The sequence below is a fragment of the Streptomyces flavovariabilis genome (genome assembly GCF_000725785.1).
Lineage (GTDB): Bacteria > Actinomycetota > Actinomycetes > Streptomycetales > Streptomycetaceae > Streptomyces > Streptomyces hawaiiensis.
This window is the reverse complement of sequence record NZ_JNXD01000001.1, coordinates 954,607-970,042: the sequence shown is the minus strand read 5'-3', so window position 1 is coordinate 970,042 and position 15,436 is coordinate 954,607. Positions and strand designations below refer to the sequence as shown.

The following is a 15,436-nucleotide window of genomic DNA, read 5'->3' as shown; positions in this document are numbered from 1 at the left end:
GGGAGCGTTGCGCGGTGAACGCCCCCCGGCCGCTCGGGCACCAGCCACATCCGTGTCACGCGTCCCTCCCAGGTACGCCCGGCACCGCCGCCGGGCGAGGCGGACCCGGGTCAGCCGTCGGCGGAGCCGAGTTCACGAACGGCGTCCGCGAAAGCGTCCCCGCGCTTGTTGTAGTTGGCGAACATGTCCATGGAGGCACAGGCCGGGGCCAGTAGCACCGTGTCGCCCGTGTGAGCGAGTTTCCGCGCCTCCTGGACCGCCGCGCGCATCGCCCCAGTGTCGGTCCGGTCGAGGTCGACGACGGGTACCTGCGGGGCGTGTCGCGCGAGGGCTTCCCGGATGAGCGCGCGGTCCGCGCCGATCAGTACGGCGCCCCGCAGCCGCTTGGCCGACTCGCTGACCAGTTCGTCGAAGGTCGCGCCCTTCGCGAGTCCGCCCGCGATCCACACGATCGGCTCGTACGCCGCCAACGAGGCTTGTGCCGCATGCGTGTTGGTGGCCTTGGAGTCGTCGACGTAGGCGACCCCGTCCACGTCCGCCACGTGCGCGATGCGGTGCGCGTCCGGGGTGAAGGCCCGCAGGCCGTCCCGTACGGCTCTGGCGGGCACGCCGTAGGCGCGGGCGAGGGCCGCCGCCGCGAGGGCGTTGGCGATGTTGTGCGGGGCCGGCGGGTCGACGTCGGCGACCTCGGCGAGCTCCTGGGCGTTCTTCTGCCGGTTCTCGACGAAGGCGCGGTCGACCAGGATGCCTTCCACGACGCCGAGTTGGGACGGGCCCGGGGTGCCGAGGGTGAAGCCGACGGCCCGGCAGCCCTCCTCGACGTCGGCCTCGCGGACGAGGTCCTCGGTGGACGGCTTGTCGGTGGCATCCACGTTGTAGACGCAGGCGACGCGGTTGCCCTCGTAGATGCGGCCCTTGTCGGCGGCGTACGCCTCCATGGAGCCGTGCCAGTCGAGGTGGTCGGCGGCGAGGTTCAGCACGGCGGCCGAGTGGGCGCGCAGGGAGGGCGCCCAGTGCAACTGGTAGCTGGAGAGCTCCACGGCCAGGACGTCGTACTGCTCCTCGCCGAGGACCGCGTCCAGCAGCGAGACGCCGATGTTGCCGACGGCGGCGGTGCGCAGGCCCGCCGCCTTCAGGATCGACGCCAGCATCTGGACGGTGGTGGTCTTGCCGTTGGTGCCCGTGACGGCCAGCCAGGGCGCGGCGTCGGGGCCGCGCAGGCGCCAGGCCAGTTCGACGTCGCCCCAGACGGGGACGCCCGCCCGGTCCGCCGCCGTGAACAGCGGCTTGTCCGGCTTCCAGCCGGGCGCGGTGACGATCAGCTCGGTGCCCTCCGGCAGGGTGTCGCCGTCGCCGAGGCGCACGGTGACGCCGAGCGCCTCCAGACCGGCAGCCTGCGCCCGCGCGCGCTCGTCGGCGCCGTCGTTGACGACCGTGACGATCGCGCCGAGGCCGTGCAGCACCTTGGCCGCCGGGACGCCGGAAACGCCGAGTCCGGCGACGGTGACGTGCTTGCCCTGGAAGTCGAAGGGCTCCGAGGAGGTCACTTGTCCGCTGCCCATCCTGCGTAGAAGAGGCCAAGTCCGACGATCACACAAATGCCCTGGATGATCCAGAAACGGACCACGACGAGCACTTCGGACCAGCCCTTGAGTTCGAAGTGGTGCTGGAGTGGCGCCATCCGGAAGACGCGCTTGCCCGTGAGCTTGAAGGAGCCGACCTGGATGACCACCGACATGGTGATCAGGACGAACAGGCCGCCGAGGAGGGCGATCAGCAGCTCGGTGCGGGAGCAGATCGCGAGGCCGGCGAGCACACCGCCGAGCGCGAGCGAACCGGTGTCCCCCATGAAGATCTTGGCCGGCGAGGTGTTCCACCACAGGAACCCGAGGCAGGCGCCCATCAGCGCGGAGGCCACCACCGCGAGGTCGAGGGGGTCTCGCACCTCGAAGCAGGCGCCCGGGTTGGTCAGCGTCTGCGCGTTGGCGCAGGACTCCTGGAACTGCCAGACGCCGATGAAGGTGTAGGCGCCGAAGACGAGCACCGAGGCACCGGTGGCCAGACCGTCCAGACCGTCGGTCAGGTTCACGCCGTTCGACATCGCCAGGATCATGAACAGCGCCCAGACCACGAACAGCACGGGGCCGATCGTCCAGCCGAAGTCGGTGATGAACGACAGCTTCGTGGAGGCCGGGGTGTTGCCGCGGTTGTCGGCGAACTGCAGTGACAGCACCGCGAAGCCGATGCCGACGATCAGCTGGCCGGCCATCTTCGCCTTGGCGCGCAGGCCCAGCGAACGCCGCTTGACGATCTTGATGTAGTCGTCGAGGAAGCCGACCAGGCCCATGCCGACCATCAGGCCGAGCACCAGCAGACCCGAGAAGGTCGGCGCCGCGTCGACGTCCGGGTCCAGATAGCCCGTGATCACCTTGGCCAGGAAGTACGCGGCGACCGTCGCGAAGATGAAGGCGATACCGCCCATGGTCGGCGTACCGCGCTTGCTGGCGTGCTCGCGCGGGCCGTCGTCGCGGATGTACTGGCCGTAGCCCTTGCGCGCGAGCAGCTTGATCAGCAGCGGGGTGCCGACCAGCGTGAGAAAGAGACCAATGACTCCTGCGAACAGGATCTGCTTCATCATCGGGCGGAAACCTCACCCTCGGCACCGGTCTCGATGAGCGCCTGCGCCACGCTCTCGAGGCCGACCGAACGGGACGCCTTCACGAGCACGACGTCCCCCGGGCGCAACTCGCTGCGCAACAGGTCGACCGCCGCCTGTGCGTCGGACACGTGCACCGACTCCTCACCCCACGAACCCTCGTTATATGCGCCCAGTTGCAGCCAGGCGGCTTCCCTGCCACCGACCGCGACGAGCTTGCTGACGTTGAGCCGGACGGCGAGCCGCCCGACCGCGTCGTGCTCGGCGAGAGCCTCGTCCCCGAGCTCGGCCATCTTGCCGAGCACCGCCCACGTACGACGCCCCTTGCCGATCGCCGCGAGCGCGCGCAGAGCGGCTCGCATGGACTCGGGGTTCGCGTTGTAGGCGTCGTTGACGACCGTCACGCCGTCCGGGCGCTCGGTGACCTCCATCCGCCAGCGGGAGAGGGAGCCCGCCTCGGAGAGCGCGACGGCGATCTCGTCAGCGGACATGCCCAACTCGTGGGCGACGGCGGCCGCGGCGAGCGCGTTCGACACGTGGTGCTCACCGTACAGGCGCATGGTCACATCACTTGCACCGGAGGGTGTGTGAAGCCTGAACGAGGGCTGTCCGGTGTCCGTGAGTCGCACGTTCTCGGCTCGAACGTCCGCTTCGCCGGACTCTCCGAAAAAGATCACCTTCGCCTTCGTACGGGAGGCCATGGCCCGTACGTAGGGGTCGTCCGCGTTGAGGATCGCGGTGCCGCCCTCGGCCTCGGACGGCAGGGCCTCGACGAGTTCGCCCTTGGCCTGCGCGATCTGCTCGCGGCCGCCGAACTCCCCGATGTGGGCGCTGCCGACGTTGAGGACGAGACCGACCTTCGGGGGCGTCAGGCCGGTGAGGTAGCGGATGTGCCCGATGCCGCGGGCGCCCATCTCCAGGACGAGGAACCTGGTCTCCTCGGTGGCGCTGAGCGCGGTCAGCGGCAGTCCGATCTCGTTGTTGAGCGAGCCGGGCGTGAACACCGTCGGGGCCTTGCGCCGGAGCACCTGCGCGATGAGGTCCTTGGTGCTGGTCTTGCCCGCCGAGCCGGTGAGGGCGACGAGGGTGGCACCGAGACGCCGTACGACGTGCCGCGCGAGGGCGCCGAGAGCGCTCTGGACGTCGTCCACGACGATCGCGGGCACGCCGACGGGGCGGGTGCCGAGCACGGCCACCGCTCCCGCCTCGACGACCGCCGCGGCGAAGTCGTGTCCGTCCACGCGCTCCCCGGCGAAGGCCACGAACAGGCAGCCCGGTCCCGCCTCCCGGGAGTCCCGGACGACCGGGCCGGTGACCTGGACGGACGGATCCGGTATGTCGTGTGTCTGCCCGCCGACGACTTCTGCGATCTCGGCGAGGGAGAGGGCGATCACAAGTTCATCCCCTGGGTCTTCTGGATTTTCATCCCTGGGTCTTCTGGATGGCTTCGCGGAGCACCTGGCGGTCGTCGAAGGGACGGACCACCCCGGCGATGTCCTGGCCCTGCTCGTGGCCCTTGCCCGCGACCAGCACGGTGTCGCCGGGTTCGGCGCGGGCGACGGCGGCGGCGATCGCGGCGGCCCGGTCCTCGAAGACCTGCACCTCGCCGCGCTCGTGCGCGGGCACGGAGGCCGCGCCCTGGAGCATCGTGGCGAGGATCGCGAGGGGGTCCTCGCCGCGGGGGTTGTCGGAGGTCAGTGTGGCGGTGTCGGCGAGCCGGGCCGCCGCGGCGCCCATCGGCTCGCGCTTGGTCTTGTCGCGGTCGCCGCCGCAGCCGAGGACGATGTGCACCTTGCCCTCGGTGACCTTGCGCAGGGCGCGCAGCACGGACTCGACGGCGTCGGTCTTGTGCGCGTAGTCGACGACGGCGAGGTAGGGCTGACCGGCGTCGACGCGCTCCAGGCGGCCCGGCACGCCGGGGACGGCGGCGACGCCGTCGGCGGCGGCCTGCGGGTCGAGGCCGGCGACGGCGAGGGCGACGATCGCGGCGAGGGTGTTGGCCACGTTGAAGGGCCCCGGCAGCGGCGACGTGGCGGCGATCCGCTCACCCTTGGGCCCGATGACGGTGAACGTCGAGTCCAGCCGGCCGATCTCGACGTCCTCGGCGCGCCAGTCCGCGTCGGGGTGGCCCTCGGCGGAGTAGGTGACGACCGGGACGGTGGCTTCCTTCGCCAGCCTGCGGCCGTACTCGTCGTCGACGTTGACCACGCCGAGCCTGCCGCGCTCCGGCGTGAACAGCTGGGCCTTGGCCTGGAAGTAGTCCTCCATGCCGGAGTGGAACTCCATGTGTTCCGGGCTGAGGTTGGTGAAGACGCCGATGTCGAAGACGCAGCCGTCGACCCGGCCGAGGACCAGGGCGTGGCTGGAGACCTCCATGGCGACCGCGTCGACACCGCGTTCCCGCATGACGGCGAACAGGGCCTGGAGGTCGGTGGCTTCGGGGGTGGTGCGCTCGGACTTGATGCGCTCGTCGCCGATGCGCATCTCGACCGTGCCGATCAGGCCGGTGGACCTGACCGTCTTCAGGCCGCCCTCGACGAGGTAGGCGGTGGTGGTCTTGCCGGAGGTGCCGGTGATGCCGATCTGCAGCAGGTCCCGGCCGGGGTGGCCGTAGATCGTGGCGGCCAGCTCGCCCATCTGCGCGCGCGGATCGTCGACGACCAGGACCGGCAGCCCGGACGCGGCGGCGCGCTCGGCGCCGGTCGGGTCGGTCAGCACGGCCGCGGCGCCGAGGCTCGCGGCCTGCTCGACGAAGTCGGCGCCGTGCAGCCGGGCCCCCGGGAGGGCGGCGTACAGGTCGCCGGGGCGTACGGCGCGTGAGTCGTGGGTGATGCCCGTGACCTCGGCGGCGCTCTCCGGCGTGGAAGCACCCAGCTGATCGGCGAGTTCCGCGAGGGGTGTGGCGGAGACCTGCACCGGCCTGGGCGGCCCGGGGTATGTCACGGGATGGCCCTTCTGGGTGGTTTGGGACTGATCAGCGTGTGGCACGGCGGTGAGCGTACCGGGCGTACCCGCCTCCGGGCGAAGTGAGGGGCTGGGGCTGCGCTGGTTGCCGGGCTCGGGGGTGATCGTTGTCACGGGAGGCGGTCCTGGTGGCTCGGTGGGGCTGAGTGCTGATCGGGGGGTATCCGCCCTGATCACTGCTTGAAGGAGACGGGCAGCTTCGCGGCCTTGGCGCCGGTCGGCGGGACCTGGAGGGACTTCAGTGCGAACTCCATGACCTTCTTGTAGACGGGTCCGCAGATCTGACCGCCGAAGTAGCTGCCCTGGGTGGCGTTCTGGATGGCGCAGTAGACGGTGATGCGCGGCTTGTCGGCAGGCGCGAACCCGGCGAACGACGAGGTGTAGCCGTGGTACTTGCCGGTGGCCGGATCCACCCGGTTGGCGGTGCCCGTCTTGCCCGCGACGCGGTAGCCGGGAATGCGCGCCTTGGTGCCGGTGCCCTCCTCGTCGTCCACGACGGACTCCAGCATCTGGGCGAGGGTCTTCGCCGTCCTGGCGTCGACGACCCGGTTCTTCGCGGGCTTCGGGGCGGGTGTGAAGCGCCCGTCGGGGCCCTTGGTGCCGCGTACGAGGGTGGGCTCGACGCGGACGCCGCCGTTGGCGATCGTCGAGTACACGGAGGCCGCCTGCATGGCGTTCATGGAGACGCCCTGGCCGAAAGGGATCGTGTACTGCTGCGAGGTCGACCACTTGTCGGGCGGGGCGAGGATGCCCTTGGTCTCGCCGGGAAAGCCGAGCCCCGTGTAGCTGCCCAGGCCGAACTTGCGCAGGTAGTCGTAGAGGACCTTGTTGGCCTGGGCCTGGGTCCTGCCGAGCTGTCCGGTGGCGAGGATGGTGCCGATGTTGCTGGACTTGGCGAGGACGCCGTTGAGCGTCAGGTACCAGGTCGGGTGGTCGATGTCGTCCTTGAAGAGCCGGTCGCCGCGGTGCAGCCGGTTGGGCACGACCACGTGGGTCCCCGGTGTGGCGGCCTTCTCCTGGAGGACGGCCGCCATCGACATGACCTTGGCGGTGGAGCCGGGCTCGAAGGCGTCCTGGAGGGCGGCGTTGCCGAGGGCGGCCGGGTCGGCGTCGGACAGGTCGTTCGGGTCGAAGCCGGGCGAGTTGGCCATGGCCAGGATCTGCCCGGTGCGGGTGTCCTGGACGATGACGTAGCCGCGGTCGGCCGCGGACTCCTTCACCTGGTCGCTGATGGCGTTCTGGGCGGCCCACTGGATGTCGCGGTCGATGGTGAGCTCGACGTCGCTGCCGGGGACTGCGGGTGTCTCGGTGGAGCCCGCGGTGGGCACGAGACGGCCGCCGGACTGGGCGTAGCGGATCTTGCCGTCCTTGCCGGCGAGCTGCTTGTCCAGCTGCAGCTCGATGCCGCCGCCGGGCTTGCCCTCGGCGTTGACCCAGCCCAGTATCCCGGCGGCGAGGTCGCCGCCCGGGTACACGCGCTTGCTGGTGGCGACGGAGAAGACACCGGAGAGGACGTTGTGCGTGGACTTGTCCGTCTCCGCCTTCTTGACGAGCGCCGACTTGAGGTCCTTGATCTGCTTCCAGACCTGCGGGGTCTGGCGGGAGGCCAGTTTGACGTAGCGCAGCGCCTTGTTCTTCGGCCGCAGCTTCTTGACCAGGTCTTCCTGCTCCTGGCCCAGGATCGGTGCCAGGAGCGCGGCCGCCTGCTCGGGCCCGTCACCGATCTTCAGCATGTCCGGGGCGAACATCGTGGGGTCGGCGGTGATGTCGTAGGCGTCCTCGCTGGTCGCGAGGGCCACGCCGGACCGGTCGGTGATCTCGCCCCGGTCCGCGGCGAGGATCTGCCCGACGTACCGGTTCTGCTCGGCCTTGGCGGCGTATGTGCTCGCGTCGACGGCCTGTACCTGGAACAGCCGTACGACGAAGGCGGTCAGGACCAGGGTCAGCGCGAGTCCGACCAGGCGCAGGCGGGGGCGGGGGCTGCCGAGCCTCAGCGGTCTGGGCGCCGCCGGGCGGCCCTGCCCCGGCCGCCGGGCCGGACGGGCACCGGGGCCGGGACGGCGCAGGGCGTCGGGGCGGGCGGGCCTGGCCGGGCCGGGCACGCGGCGACGTGGCGGTTCCCTGTCGGACACTTCCGTCACCTGCCGGGGGTCGGAGTAGGGCCGTCGGTCATGGCCTCGGGGGCGAGGACCAGGGGGGTGTGCGCGGAGGACTGTCCGATGCCGGGGGCGGCGCTGGGGACGCCCTTGACGGTGCCGTCGGGACCGAGGAAGGCGGGGTCGCCGCCGGGCACCATGCCGAGCTCGCGGGCGCGGCGCTGCAGGGCGTCGGGAGCGGAGTAGGCGTCGATGTCCCGCTGGAGAGCCTGCTCCTCGTCGGTGAGGTTCTTGGTCTCGCGCTGGAGGTCGTCGAGCTTGAACGCACCTTCGCTGATGGCCGAGTTCAGCACCAGGAGGGCGATGAGACCGCCGCCGAGGAGGAGGACGACCAGGAGGACGAAGGGCGTGCGGGCCGCCTGCCCGGGGCCGGTCGGCAGGAGCCGCGCCAGTCGGGCCGCCCTCCCCTTCAGTTCGGGTTTGCCGCTCACGCACGCTCCCTCGGTCCGGCCTGCACGCGCCTCACTCGACGTCCTCCCTGATGCGCTCGGCCCCGCGCAGCCGCGCCGGCGCCGCTCGCCGGTTCTCGGCGATCTCCTCTTCGGTGGGGAGTTCGGCACCGCGCGTGAGCAGCTTGAGCCGCGGCTGGTAGCGCTCGGGGACGACGGGCAGCCCGGGCGGCGCGGTGGTGGCGGCGCCCGCCGCGAAGACCTGCTTGACCAGCCTGTCCTCCAGCGAGTGGTACGACAGCACGGCGATCCGGCCGCCCACGTCCAGCGTCTTCACGGCGGCGGGGATCGCCCGCTCCAGGACGGAGAGCTCGCCGTTGACCTCGATGCGCAGGGCCTGGAAGGTTCGCTTGGCCGGATTGCCGCCGGTGCGCTTGGCGGCCTGGGGCAGGGCGTCGCGGATCAGCTCGACCAGCCGCGCACTGTTGCTGAACGGCTCCTTCTCGCGCTCGCGCACGATCGCGCTGACGATCCGCTTGGCCTGCTTCTCCTCGCCGTAGGCCCGGAGGATGCGCACGAGTTCGCCCGGCGGGTAGGTGTTGAGGACCTCTGCGGCGCTGACGCCGGTCGTCTGGTCCATGCGCATGTCGAGCGGGGCGTCCTGGGCGTAGGCGAAGCCGCGGTCGGCCTCGTCGAGCTGCATGGAGGACACGCCCAGGTCGAACAGGACGCCCTGCACGCGCGCGATGCCGAGCCTGTGCAGCACCTCGGGGAGTTCGTCGTAGACGGCGTGGACGAGGGTGGCACGCTCGCCGTGGGGCGCGAGGCGCTCGCCGGACAGGCGCAGGGCCTCCTTGTCGCGGTCCAGGGCGACGAGCCGGGCGTCGGGGAACCTCTCGAGGAGTGCCTCGCTGTGCCCGCCGAGGCCGAGGGTGCAGTCGACGACCACGGCCTGCGGGCCCTCCAGGGCCGGTGCCAGCAGATCCAGGCACCGCTGGAGCATCACCGGGACGTGTCGACTCTCGCTCAAGGGGCCCTCTCAGATCCGGCGCGGCAGTACGCACCGCCGGGTCCCCGCCCGCCCCGGCTTCGCTGGGGGACCCCCGGTGAAAGGGAGACCTGCCGGCGCCGGAAGCGTCAGCCCACCGGGAGCGGGAGGAGGCCGAGCCGTACGTACGCGCCGCGCACGCGGGGAGATCTCCGGTCGTCGCCGGAGTCTCCGAAGACATTCAGTCCAGCGGGGAGAGTCTCGCCTCCCGCTTCGCGTCACTTTAGTCCACCCTGTCGCCCGGTCAATCAACCGGCCTGCGCGTCGCCGCCGTTCACACGGAGACCAGGGCACCACCCTTGTGGGTTACCTCACAACCGCCCCTCAACGGCATTCTTTGTCCACTCCCACAGGAGGCCTGGACAGGGTGTGACCAGTAACGTCACACCTATGACGACTTCTGCATCGGTTCCCACAGGTTCGGAGAGCGCCATAACGGCCGGCGGTACGGTCACCGACCGCCTCGTCGAGGCCAACGCCCGGTACGCCGACGCCTTCACCGACCCCGGGATGGACGCCCGGCCCGTGCTGCAGGTCGCCGTCGTGGCCTGCATGGACGCCCGTCTCGACTTGCACGCGGCACTCGGCCTGGAGCTCGGCGACTGCCACACGATCCGTAACGCGGGCGGCGTCGTCACCGACGACGTGATCCGCTCCCTCACCATCAGCCAGCGCAAGCTCGGCACCCGCAGCGTGGTGCTCATCCACCACACCGGCTGCGGCCTGGAGAGCCTCACCGAGGACTTCCGCAACGAGCTGGAGGCCGAGGTCGGCCAGCGCCCGGCGTGGGCCGTGGAGTCCTTCCGGGACGTCGACCAGGACGTACGGCAGTCGATGCAGCGCGTGCGCACCTCGCCGTTCGTGCCGCACACCGACGACGTGCGCGGATTCGTGTTCGACGTGAAGACCGGCCTGCTGCGGGAGGTCGACCCGGCCTCCTGACCCGGTCCGCCGACCTGGGCGCCGTGGGCCGCCCGCCCCGGAAGGCCACCTGTTGTAGCTGTCGAAAGCCTGTCAGTCACGCGTTCGAATGACGGTAAGACCGACATATCGCAGCCAGTTGTCCACAGTCGAGTGACACGAAACGGTAACGGCAGCAAGAATGCGGGAGTGGCGTCGCGCGGAACTTTTCACGCGTGGTGTCCGTGGTTCGGGGTGGGCCGGCCTGCGTCATGCGGCGTCGGCCCGGGAAAATGGGGTATCCCGTGCTCCCTGAGAGCGTGGGAAAGGCCGAGGAGGGCCGGGTGACGACCTATGACGATCGAGCGAGCCTCACTGATCTGACCGCCGTGGTGGAGCGCGTGCGGGAGTCGGTGGAAGGCGTGATCGAGGGCAAGCCCGAGGTCGTACGGCTCTCGCTGACCGTACTGCTCGCCGAGGGACATCTGCTGATCGAGGACGTCCCGGGCGTCGGCAAGACGATGCTGGCCAAGGCACTGGCGCGGTCCATCGACTGCTCGGTGCGGCGCATCCAGTTCACGCCCGACCTGCTGCCGTCGGACATCACCGGTGTGTCCATCTGGGACCAGCAGCGCCGCGACTTCGAGTTCAAGCCGGGTGCGATCTTCGCGCAGGTGGTGATCGGCGACGAGATCAACCGTGCCTCGCCCAAGACGCAGTCCGCGCTCCTGGAGTCGATGGAGGAGCGCCAGGTCACCATCGACGGCAGTACCTACGAGCTGCCCAGCCCCTTCATGGTGGTGGCCACGCAGAACCCGGTGGAGATGGAGGGCACCTACCCGCTGCCGGAGGCCCAGCGCGACCGTTTCATGGCCCGGGTGTCGGTCGGCTACCCGAGCGCGGAGGCCGAGCTGCGGATGCTGGACGTGCACGGCGGTGTCTCGCCGCTGGAGGACCTCCAGCCGGTGGCTCACGCGCACGAGATCCTCAAGCTGATCGAGGCGGTGCGCGGGGTGCACGTCGCCGAGCCGGTCAGGCGCTACGCCGTCGACCTGGTCGGCGCCACGCGCACGCACCCCGACCTGAGACTCGGCGCCTCCCCGCGCGCGACGCTGCACCTGCTGCGCGCGGCGAAGGCGTCCGCGGCCCTCAGCGGCAGGGAGTACGCGCTGCCGGACGACGTGCAGGACCTCGCCGCCGCCGTCCTGGCCCACCGGCTGCTGCCCACCGCCCAGGCCCAGCTCAACCGGCGCACCGCCGAGCAGGTCGTCGAGGAGATCCTGCAGCGCACCCCGGTGCCGGCGGCGCCGCAGCAGCAGCCGCAGAGCGGCTTCGCCGGCCTCGGCCGTACGGCGCCGGCGTATCCCCAGCAGCCGCCGCGGAGGCTGTGATGACCACCGCGGGGACGGGGCACGCGGAAGCCGACCGGGGCGAGAAGGGCGGCATCCGCACCGCCCTGGCCGGTCTGACCACCCGCGGACGCTCCTTCCTGGCCGCCGGTGTCGCGGCCGCGATCTGCTCGTACGTGCTCGGGCAGAGCGACCTGCTGCGCGTGGGTCTGCTGCTGGCCGTGCTGCCGCTGGTGTGCGCGGCGGTGCTGTACCGCACGCGCTACCGGGTCGCGGGCAGCCGCCGGCTCTCCCCCGCCCGCGTGCCCGCGGGCAGCGAGGCCCGGGTCCACCTGCGGATGGACAACGTCTCGCGGCTGCCCACGGGCCTGCTGATGCTCCAGGACCGGGTGCCGTACGTGCTCGGCCCCCGGCCCCGCTTCGTGCTCGACCGGGTGGAGGCGGGCGGCCGGCGCGAGGTGTCCTACCGGGTGCGCTCCGACCTGCGCGGCCGCTACCCGCTGGGTCCGCTCCAGCTGCGCCTGACCGACCCGTTCGGCATGTGCGAGCTGACCCGGTCCTTCTCGACGTACGACACCCTCACGGTCATCCCGCGGGTGGAGCCGCTGGCGCCGGTGCGCCTCAGCGGTGAGGCGAAGGGGTACGGCGACGGGCGGCAGCGCTCCCTCGCCCTGGCCGGCGAGGACGACGTGATCCCGCGCGGCTACCGCTACGGCGATGACCTGCGCCGCGTGCACTGGCGCTCCACCGCCCGCTACGGCGAGCTGATGGTGCGCCGCGAGGAGCAGCCGCAGCGCGCCCGCTGCACGGTGCTGCTGGACACCCGGGGCATCGCCTACCAGGGCGCGGGACCGGACTCGGCCTTCGAGTGGGCCGTGTCGGGCGCCGCGTCCGTGCTGGTGCACATGCTCGAACGGGGCTACTCGGTGCGGCTGCTGACGGACACCGGCGACGCGGTGCCCGGCGAGGGCGGTGACGGTTTCGCCGGCGCGAGCCAGGAGACGGCGGACGCGGCCGGGCTGATGATGGACACCCTCGCGGTGATCGACCACTCCGACGGTGCCGGCCTGTCCCGGGCCTACGACGTGCTGCGCGGCGGGAACGAGGGGCTGCTGGTGGCCTTCCTCGGCGACCTGGACGAGGACCAGGCGGCCGTGCTGGGCCGGATGCGGCAGCGCAGCCCGGGCGCGGTCGCGTTCGTGCTGGACAGTGACGCCTGGGTGCGGGAACCGAGCGACGTCCCGGGCCCGTCGGACAGGAGCGGAGACCGGCTGCCCATGCTGCGTGAGGCGGGCTGGACGGCCCTGAACGTGCCGCGGGGCGCCTCCGTGGACGAGGTGTGGCGGCAGGCCGAACGGGAGCGCAGGGGCGTGGCCGCCGCGAGCGGCGGGGAGGGACCGTGGTGAGCGGGCGGATACGACTGACGCTGGGCGCGTGGGCGGCCACGCTGATGGCCGCGTGCGCCCTGCTGCCCCTGGTCAGGCCGGCCACGTGGATCGTGCAGGCGGCCTTCCTGCTGGCCCTGCAGTCGGGGGTGGGTGCGGCTGCCCGCAGGGTGCCGCTGGCCCGGCCGCTGACCGTCGCGGCGCAGGCCGTGGTCACCGTCATGCTGCTGACCTTCGTGTTCGCCCGGGAGCAGGCCCTGGCCGGGCTGATCCCCGGGCCGCGGGCCTTCGACCGCTTCGCGGTCCTGCTCCAGCAGGGCGGCGACGACATCGCCCGGTACGCGATCCCGGCGCCCCTGGAGTCCGACGGCATCCGGCTGATGCTCATCGGCGGGGTTTTGATCATCGGACTGCTGGTGGACACCCTCGCGGTGACCTTCCGCAGCGCCGCCCCGGCCGGGCTGCCCCTGCTCGCGCTGTACTCCGTGGCCGCGGGGCTGTCCGACGGGGGCACCGACTGGCTGTGGTTCCTGGTCGCGGCGGCCGGGTATCTGATGCTGCTCCTGGCCGAGGGGCGGGACCGGCTCTCGCAGTGGGGGCGGGTCTTCGGTGGTGCCCCGCGCACGGCCGGAGGGGAACCGAGCGGCGCCGTCGCCCCGGTCCGCACCGGCCGGCGCATCGGCGTGGTCGCGCTGGGCATCGCCCTGGTGGTGCCGCTGGGCCTGCCCGCGATGAACGGCGGCCTGCTGGACTCGGTGGGGGCGGGCGCGAGCGGCGGCCCCGGCGGCGGGGGCACGATCTCCGCCGTGAACCCGCTGGTGTCGCTGCGGGACAGCCTCAACACGGACGAGGACCAGCAGGTCCTGTCCGTGAAGACCGAGATGGAGGACGTCTCGGACCTGTATCTGCGGATCGTGTCCCTGGACGACTTCGACGGCACCACGTGGAAGCCGTCGAGGCGGTCCATCACCGCCGTGCCCGACGGCCCGTTCCCGGACCCGGTCGGCCTCAGCCCGGACGTCAAGCGCACGGGGGTCGACACCACGATCTCGGCGGCCGACTGGTACGCCCAGGACTGGCTGCCCATGCCGTACCCGCCGAGTGACGTCCGCATCAGCGGCAACTGGCGGTACGAGCCGCAGGGCATGACGCTGGTCGGCGACCACGGGCAGAACACGCGAGGCCTGACGTACCAGGTCAAGAGCCTGGACGTGCGGCCGACGGCGGAGCAGCTGGCCTCGGCGGGGCCGCCGCCCGCGGACATCGAGCGTGAGTTCACCGAGCTGCCCGACTCACTGCCGTCGGTGGTGGGCCGCACCGCCCGGCAGATCACCGCGGGCGCCGCCGACCCCTACGACCAGGCGGTCGAGCTCCAGGACTGGTTCGCCGTGACCGGCGGCTTCGAGTACGACACGCAGGTGCAGGTCGGCAGTGGCTCGCAGGCCATCGCCCGCTTCCTGAAGGACAAGCAGGGCTTCTGCGTGCACTTCTCCTTCGCGATGGCGGCGATGGCCCGCTCCCTGGGCATACCGGCCCGGGTCGCGGTCGGCTTCGCGCCCGGTTCCCCGCAGGCGGACGGCTCGGTGTCGGTGGGGCTGCGGGACGCGCACGCCTGGCCGGAGCTGTACTTCGAGGGCGTGGGCTGGACCCGTTTCGAGCCCACTCCGAACCGCGGCTCGATCCCGTCGTACACCCTGCCGGACAGCCCGGACAGTTCGGTCCCGGACGCGGCGCGTCCGTCCCAGACGGCGTCCACCGCGCCCTCCGCGGCGCCCTCGGCGAGCGAGGCCTGCACGCCGGAGCAGAAGAAGCTGGACGGCGGCTGCGCGAGCGAGTCGCCGCAGGCGGCGCTGCCCACGGACGACGACGGCCCGAAATGGTACGCGTTCCTGGTGTGGGCCCTCGCCGGTCTCGCCGTGCTCGCGCTCCCCCTGGCGCCGATGCTGTGGCGGCAGCGGACGCGCACGGTACGGCTCGGGGCGCACGGCCGCAGCGAGGCGGACGTGGCGCTGCACACGCTGGGCGTCTGGCAGGAGCTGACCGATACCGCGTGGGACTTCGGCATCACGCCGGACGAGTCGCAGACGCCGCGTACGGCGGCCGCCCGTATCGTCCGGCTGGGCGACCTCGACGCGACGGCCGCGGCCTCGGTGCACCGGGTGGCGAACGCGGTGGAGCAGGTCCTGTACGCACCGCACCCGCGCGCGGCGGCGGGCCTCACGGAGGACGTCAGCCGTGCGACGGCGGGTCTCGGCGCGGCGGCCGGCCGCGCGGCCAGAGTCCGCGCGCTGCTGGCCCCCCGCTCCACCGTGCGTGTGGTGTGGGCGGCGTCGGCCTGGTGGACGAGGGTCCGGGAACGCGCCGTGGCGATGCGGCCGACGTGGCGGAAGGCGTCGGGCCAGCAGGGCTGAGGAGGACGCGCGGATCGGGCCGGCCGGCGCGGATGCGCCGGCCGGCCTTGCCGAGTCCGGGGACGGCCGGCCGTTTATGGGTCCGGGTCGGCCGTGTACGGATCCGGGACGGCCGGCCGTGTATGCGTCCGGGGTGGGCCGGCCGATAGGAGAGTCTGGCCCCGGCTGCCGATGCATT

General features: G+C 72.0%; 11 protein-coding genes. 4 read left to right on the top strand and 7 right to left on the bottom strand.

All coding sequences use genetic code 11. The features are described from left to right. Positions 1 to 110 precede the first annotated feature (110 nt). The 7 genes from murD to rsmH all read right to left on the bottom strand — a co-directional run bounded on the left by murD (position 111) and on the right by rsmH (position 9,195). Complete coding sequence (gene murD, locus IO24_RS0104315; protein ID WP_199808822.1) at positions 111 to 1,562, bottom strand: UDP-N-acetylmuramoyl-L-alanine--D-glutamate ligase; 1,452 nt, start codon at positions 1,560 to 1,562, stop codon at positions 111 to 113. Beyond that, positions 1,544 to 2,635: a phospho-N-acetylmuramoyl-pentapeptide-transferase gene (gene mraY, locus IO24_RS0104310; RefSeq protein ID WP_031131984.1), complete on the bottom strand. Its 1,092-nt coding sequence runs from the start codon at positions 2,633 to 2,635 to the stop codon at positions 1,544 to 1,546. Before mraY ends, murD begins: the two co-directional genes overlap by 19 nt. Then, positions 2,635 to 4,050 (bottom strand): UDP-N-acetylmuramoyl-tripeptide--D-alanyl-D-alanine ligase, encoded by a 1,416-nt coding sequence (locus IO24_RS0104305; protein WP_031131982.1) that lies wholly within the window; start codon positions 4,048 to 4,050, stop codon positions 2,635 to 2,637. Before IO24_RS0104305 ends, mraY begins: the two co-directional genes overlap by 1 nt. Before the next feature lie 28 nt (positions 4,051 to 4,078). After that, on the bottom strand, positions 4,079 to 5,599 hold the full coding sequence (locus IO24_RS0104300) for a UDP-N-acetylmuramoyl-L-alanyl-D-glutamate--2,6-diaminopimelate ligase (RefSeq protein ID WP_031131980.1): 1,521 nt from the start codon (positions 5,597 to 5,599) through the stop codon (positions 4,079 to 4,081). Positions 5,600 to 5,793: 194 nt separating this feature from the next. Beyond that, positions 5,794 to 7,752, bottom strand: coding sequence for a peptidoglycan D,D-transpeptidase FtsI family protein (locus tag IO24_RS0104295; RefSeq protein ID WP_031131978.1), 1,959 nt, complete (start codon positions 7,750 to 7,752; stop codon positions 5,794 to 5,796). A gap of 5 nt (positions 7,753 to 7,757) precedes the next feature. Further along, complete coding sequence (gene ftsL / locus IO24_RS0104290; protein WP_031131976.1) at positions 7,758 to 8,207, bottom strand: cell division protein FtsL; 450 nt, start codon at positions 8,205 to 8,207, stop codon at positions 7,758 to 7,760. Positions 8,208 to 8,238: 31 nt separating this feature from the next. Further along, on the bottom strand, positions 8,239 to 9,195 hold the full coding sequence (gene rsmH, locus IO24_RS0104285; RefSeq protein WP_078899146.1) for a 16S rRNA (cytosine(1402)-N(4))-methyltransferase RsmH: 957 nt from the start codon (positions 9,193 to 9,195) through the stop codon (positions 8,239 to 8,241). 408 nt (positions 9,196 to 9,603) lie between these two features. Between rsmH and IO24_RS0104280 the strand changes: the two genes are divergently transcribed. From IO24_RS0104280 to IO24_RS0104265, 4 genes are all read left to right on the top strand, one after another. Further along, positions 9,604 to 10,155: a beta-class carbonic anhydrase gene (locus IO24_RS0104280; RefSeq protein ID WP_031131972.1), complete on the top strand. Its 552-nt coding sequence runs from the start codon at positions 9,604 to 9,606 to the stop codon at positions 10,153 to 10,155. Positions 10,156 to 10,457: 302 nt separating this feature from the next. Continuing rightward, a complete protein-coding gene (locus tag IO24_RS0104275; RefSeq protein ID WP_031131970.1) occupies positions 10,458 to 11,504 on the top strand; it encodes an AAA family ATPase in 1,047 nt (348 codons plus the stop codon). Continuing rightward, on the top strand, positions 11,504 to 12,868 hold the full coding sequence (locus IO24_RS0104270) for a DUF58 domain-containing protein (RefSeq protein ID WP_031131968.1): 1,365 nt from the start codon (positions 11,504 to 11,506) through the stop codon (positions 12,866 to 12,868). Before IO24_RS0104275 ends, IO24_RS0104270 begins: the two co-directional genes overlap by 1 nt. Beyond that, positions 12,865 to 15,258 (top strand): transglutaminase TgpA family protein, encoded by a 2,394-nt coding sequence (locus tag IO24_RS0104265; RefSeq protein WP_031131966.1) that lies wholly within the window; start codon positions 12,865 to 12,867, stop codon positions 15,256 to 15,258. The genes IO24_RS0104270 and IO24_RS0104265 overlap by 4 nt, the downstream gene beginning before the upstream one ends. Positions 15,259 to 15,436: the final 178 nt, after the last annotated feature.

Coding starts and splice junctions, on each gene's coding strand:
- mraY (WP_031131984.1), bottom strand. CDS start 2,635: ATGAAGCAGATCCTGTTCGCAGGAGTCATTGGTCTCTTTCTCACGCTG.
- murD (WP_199808822.1), bottom strand. CDS start 1,562: ATGGGCAGCGGACAAGTGACCTCCTCGGAGCCCTTCGACTTCCAGGGC.
- IO24_RS0104280 (WP_031131972.1), top strand. CDS start 9,604: ATGACGACTTCTGCATCGGTTCCCACAGGTTCGGAGAGCGCCATAACG.
- IO24_RS0104270 (WP_031131968.1), top strand. CDS start 11,504: ATGACCACCGCGGGGACGGGGCACGCGGAAGCCGACCGGGGCGAGAAG.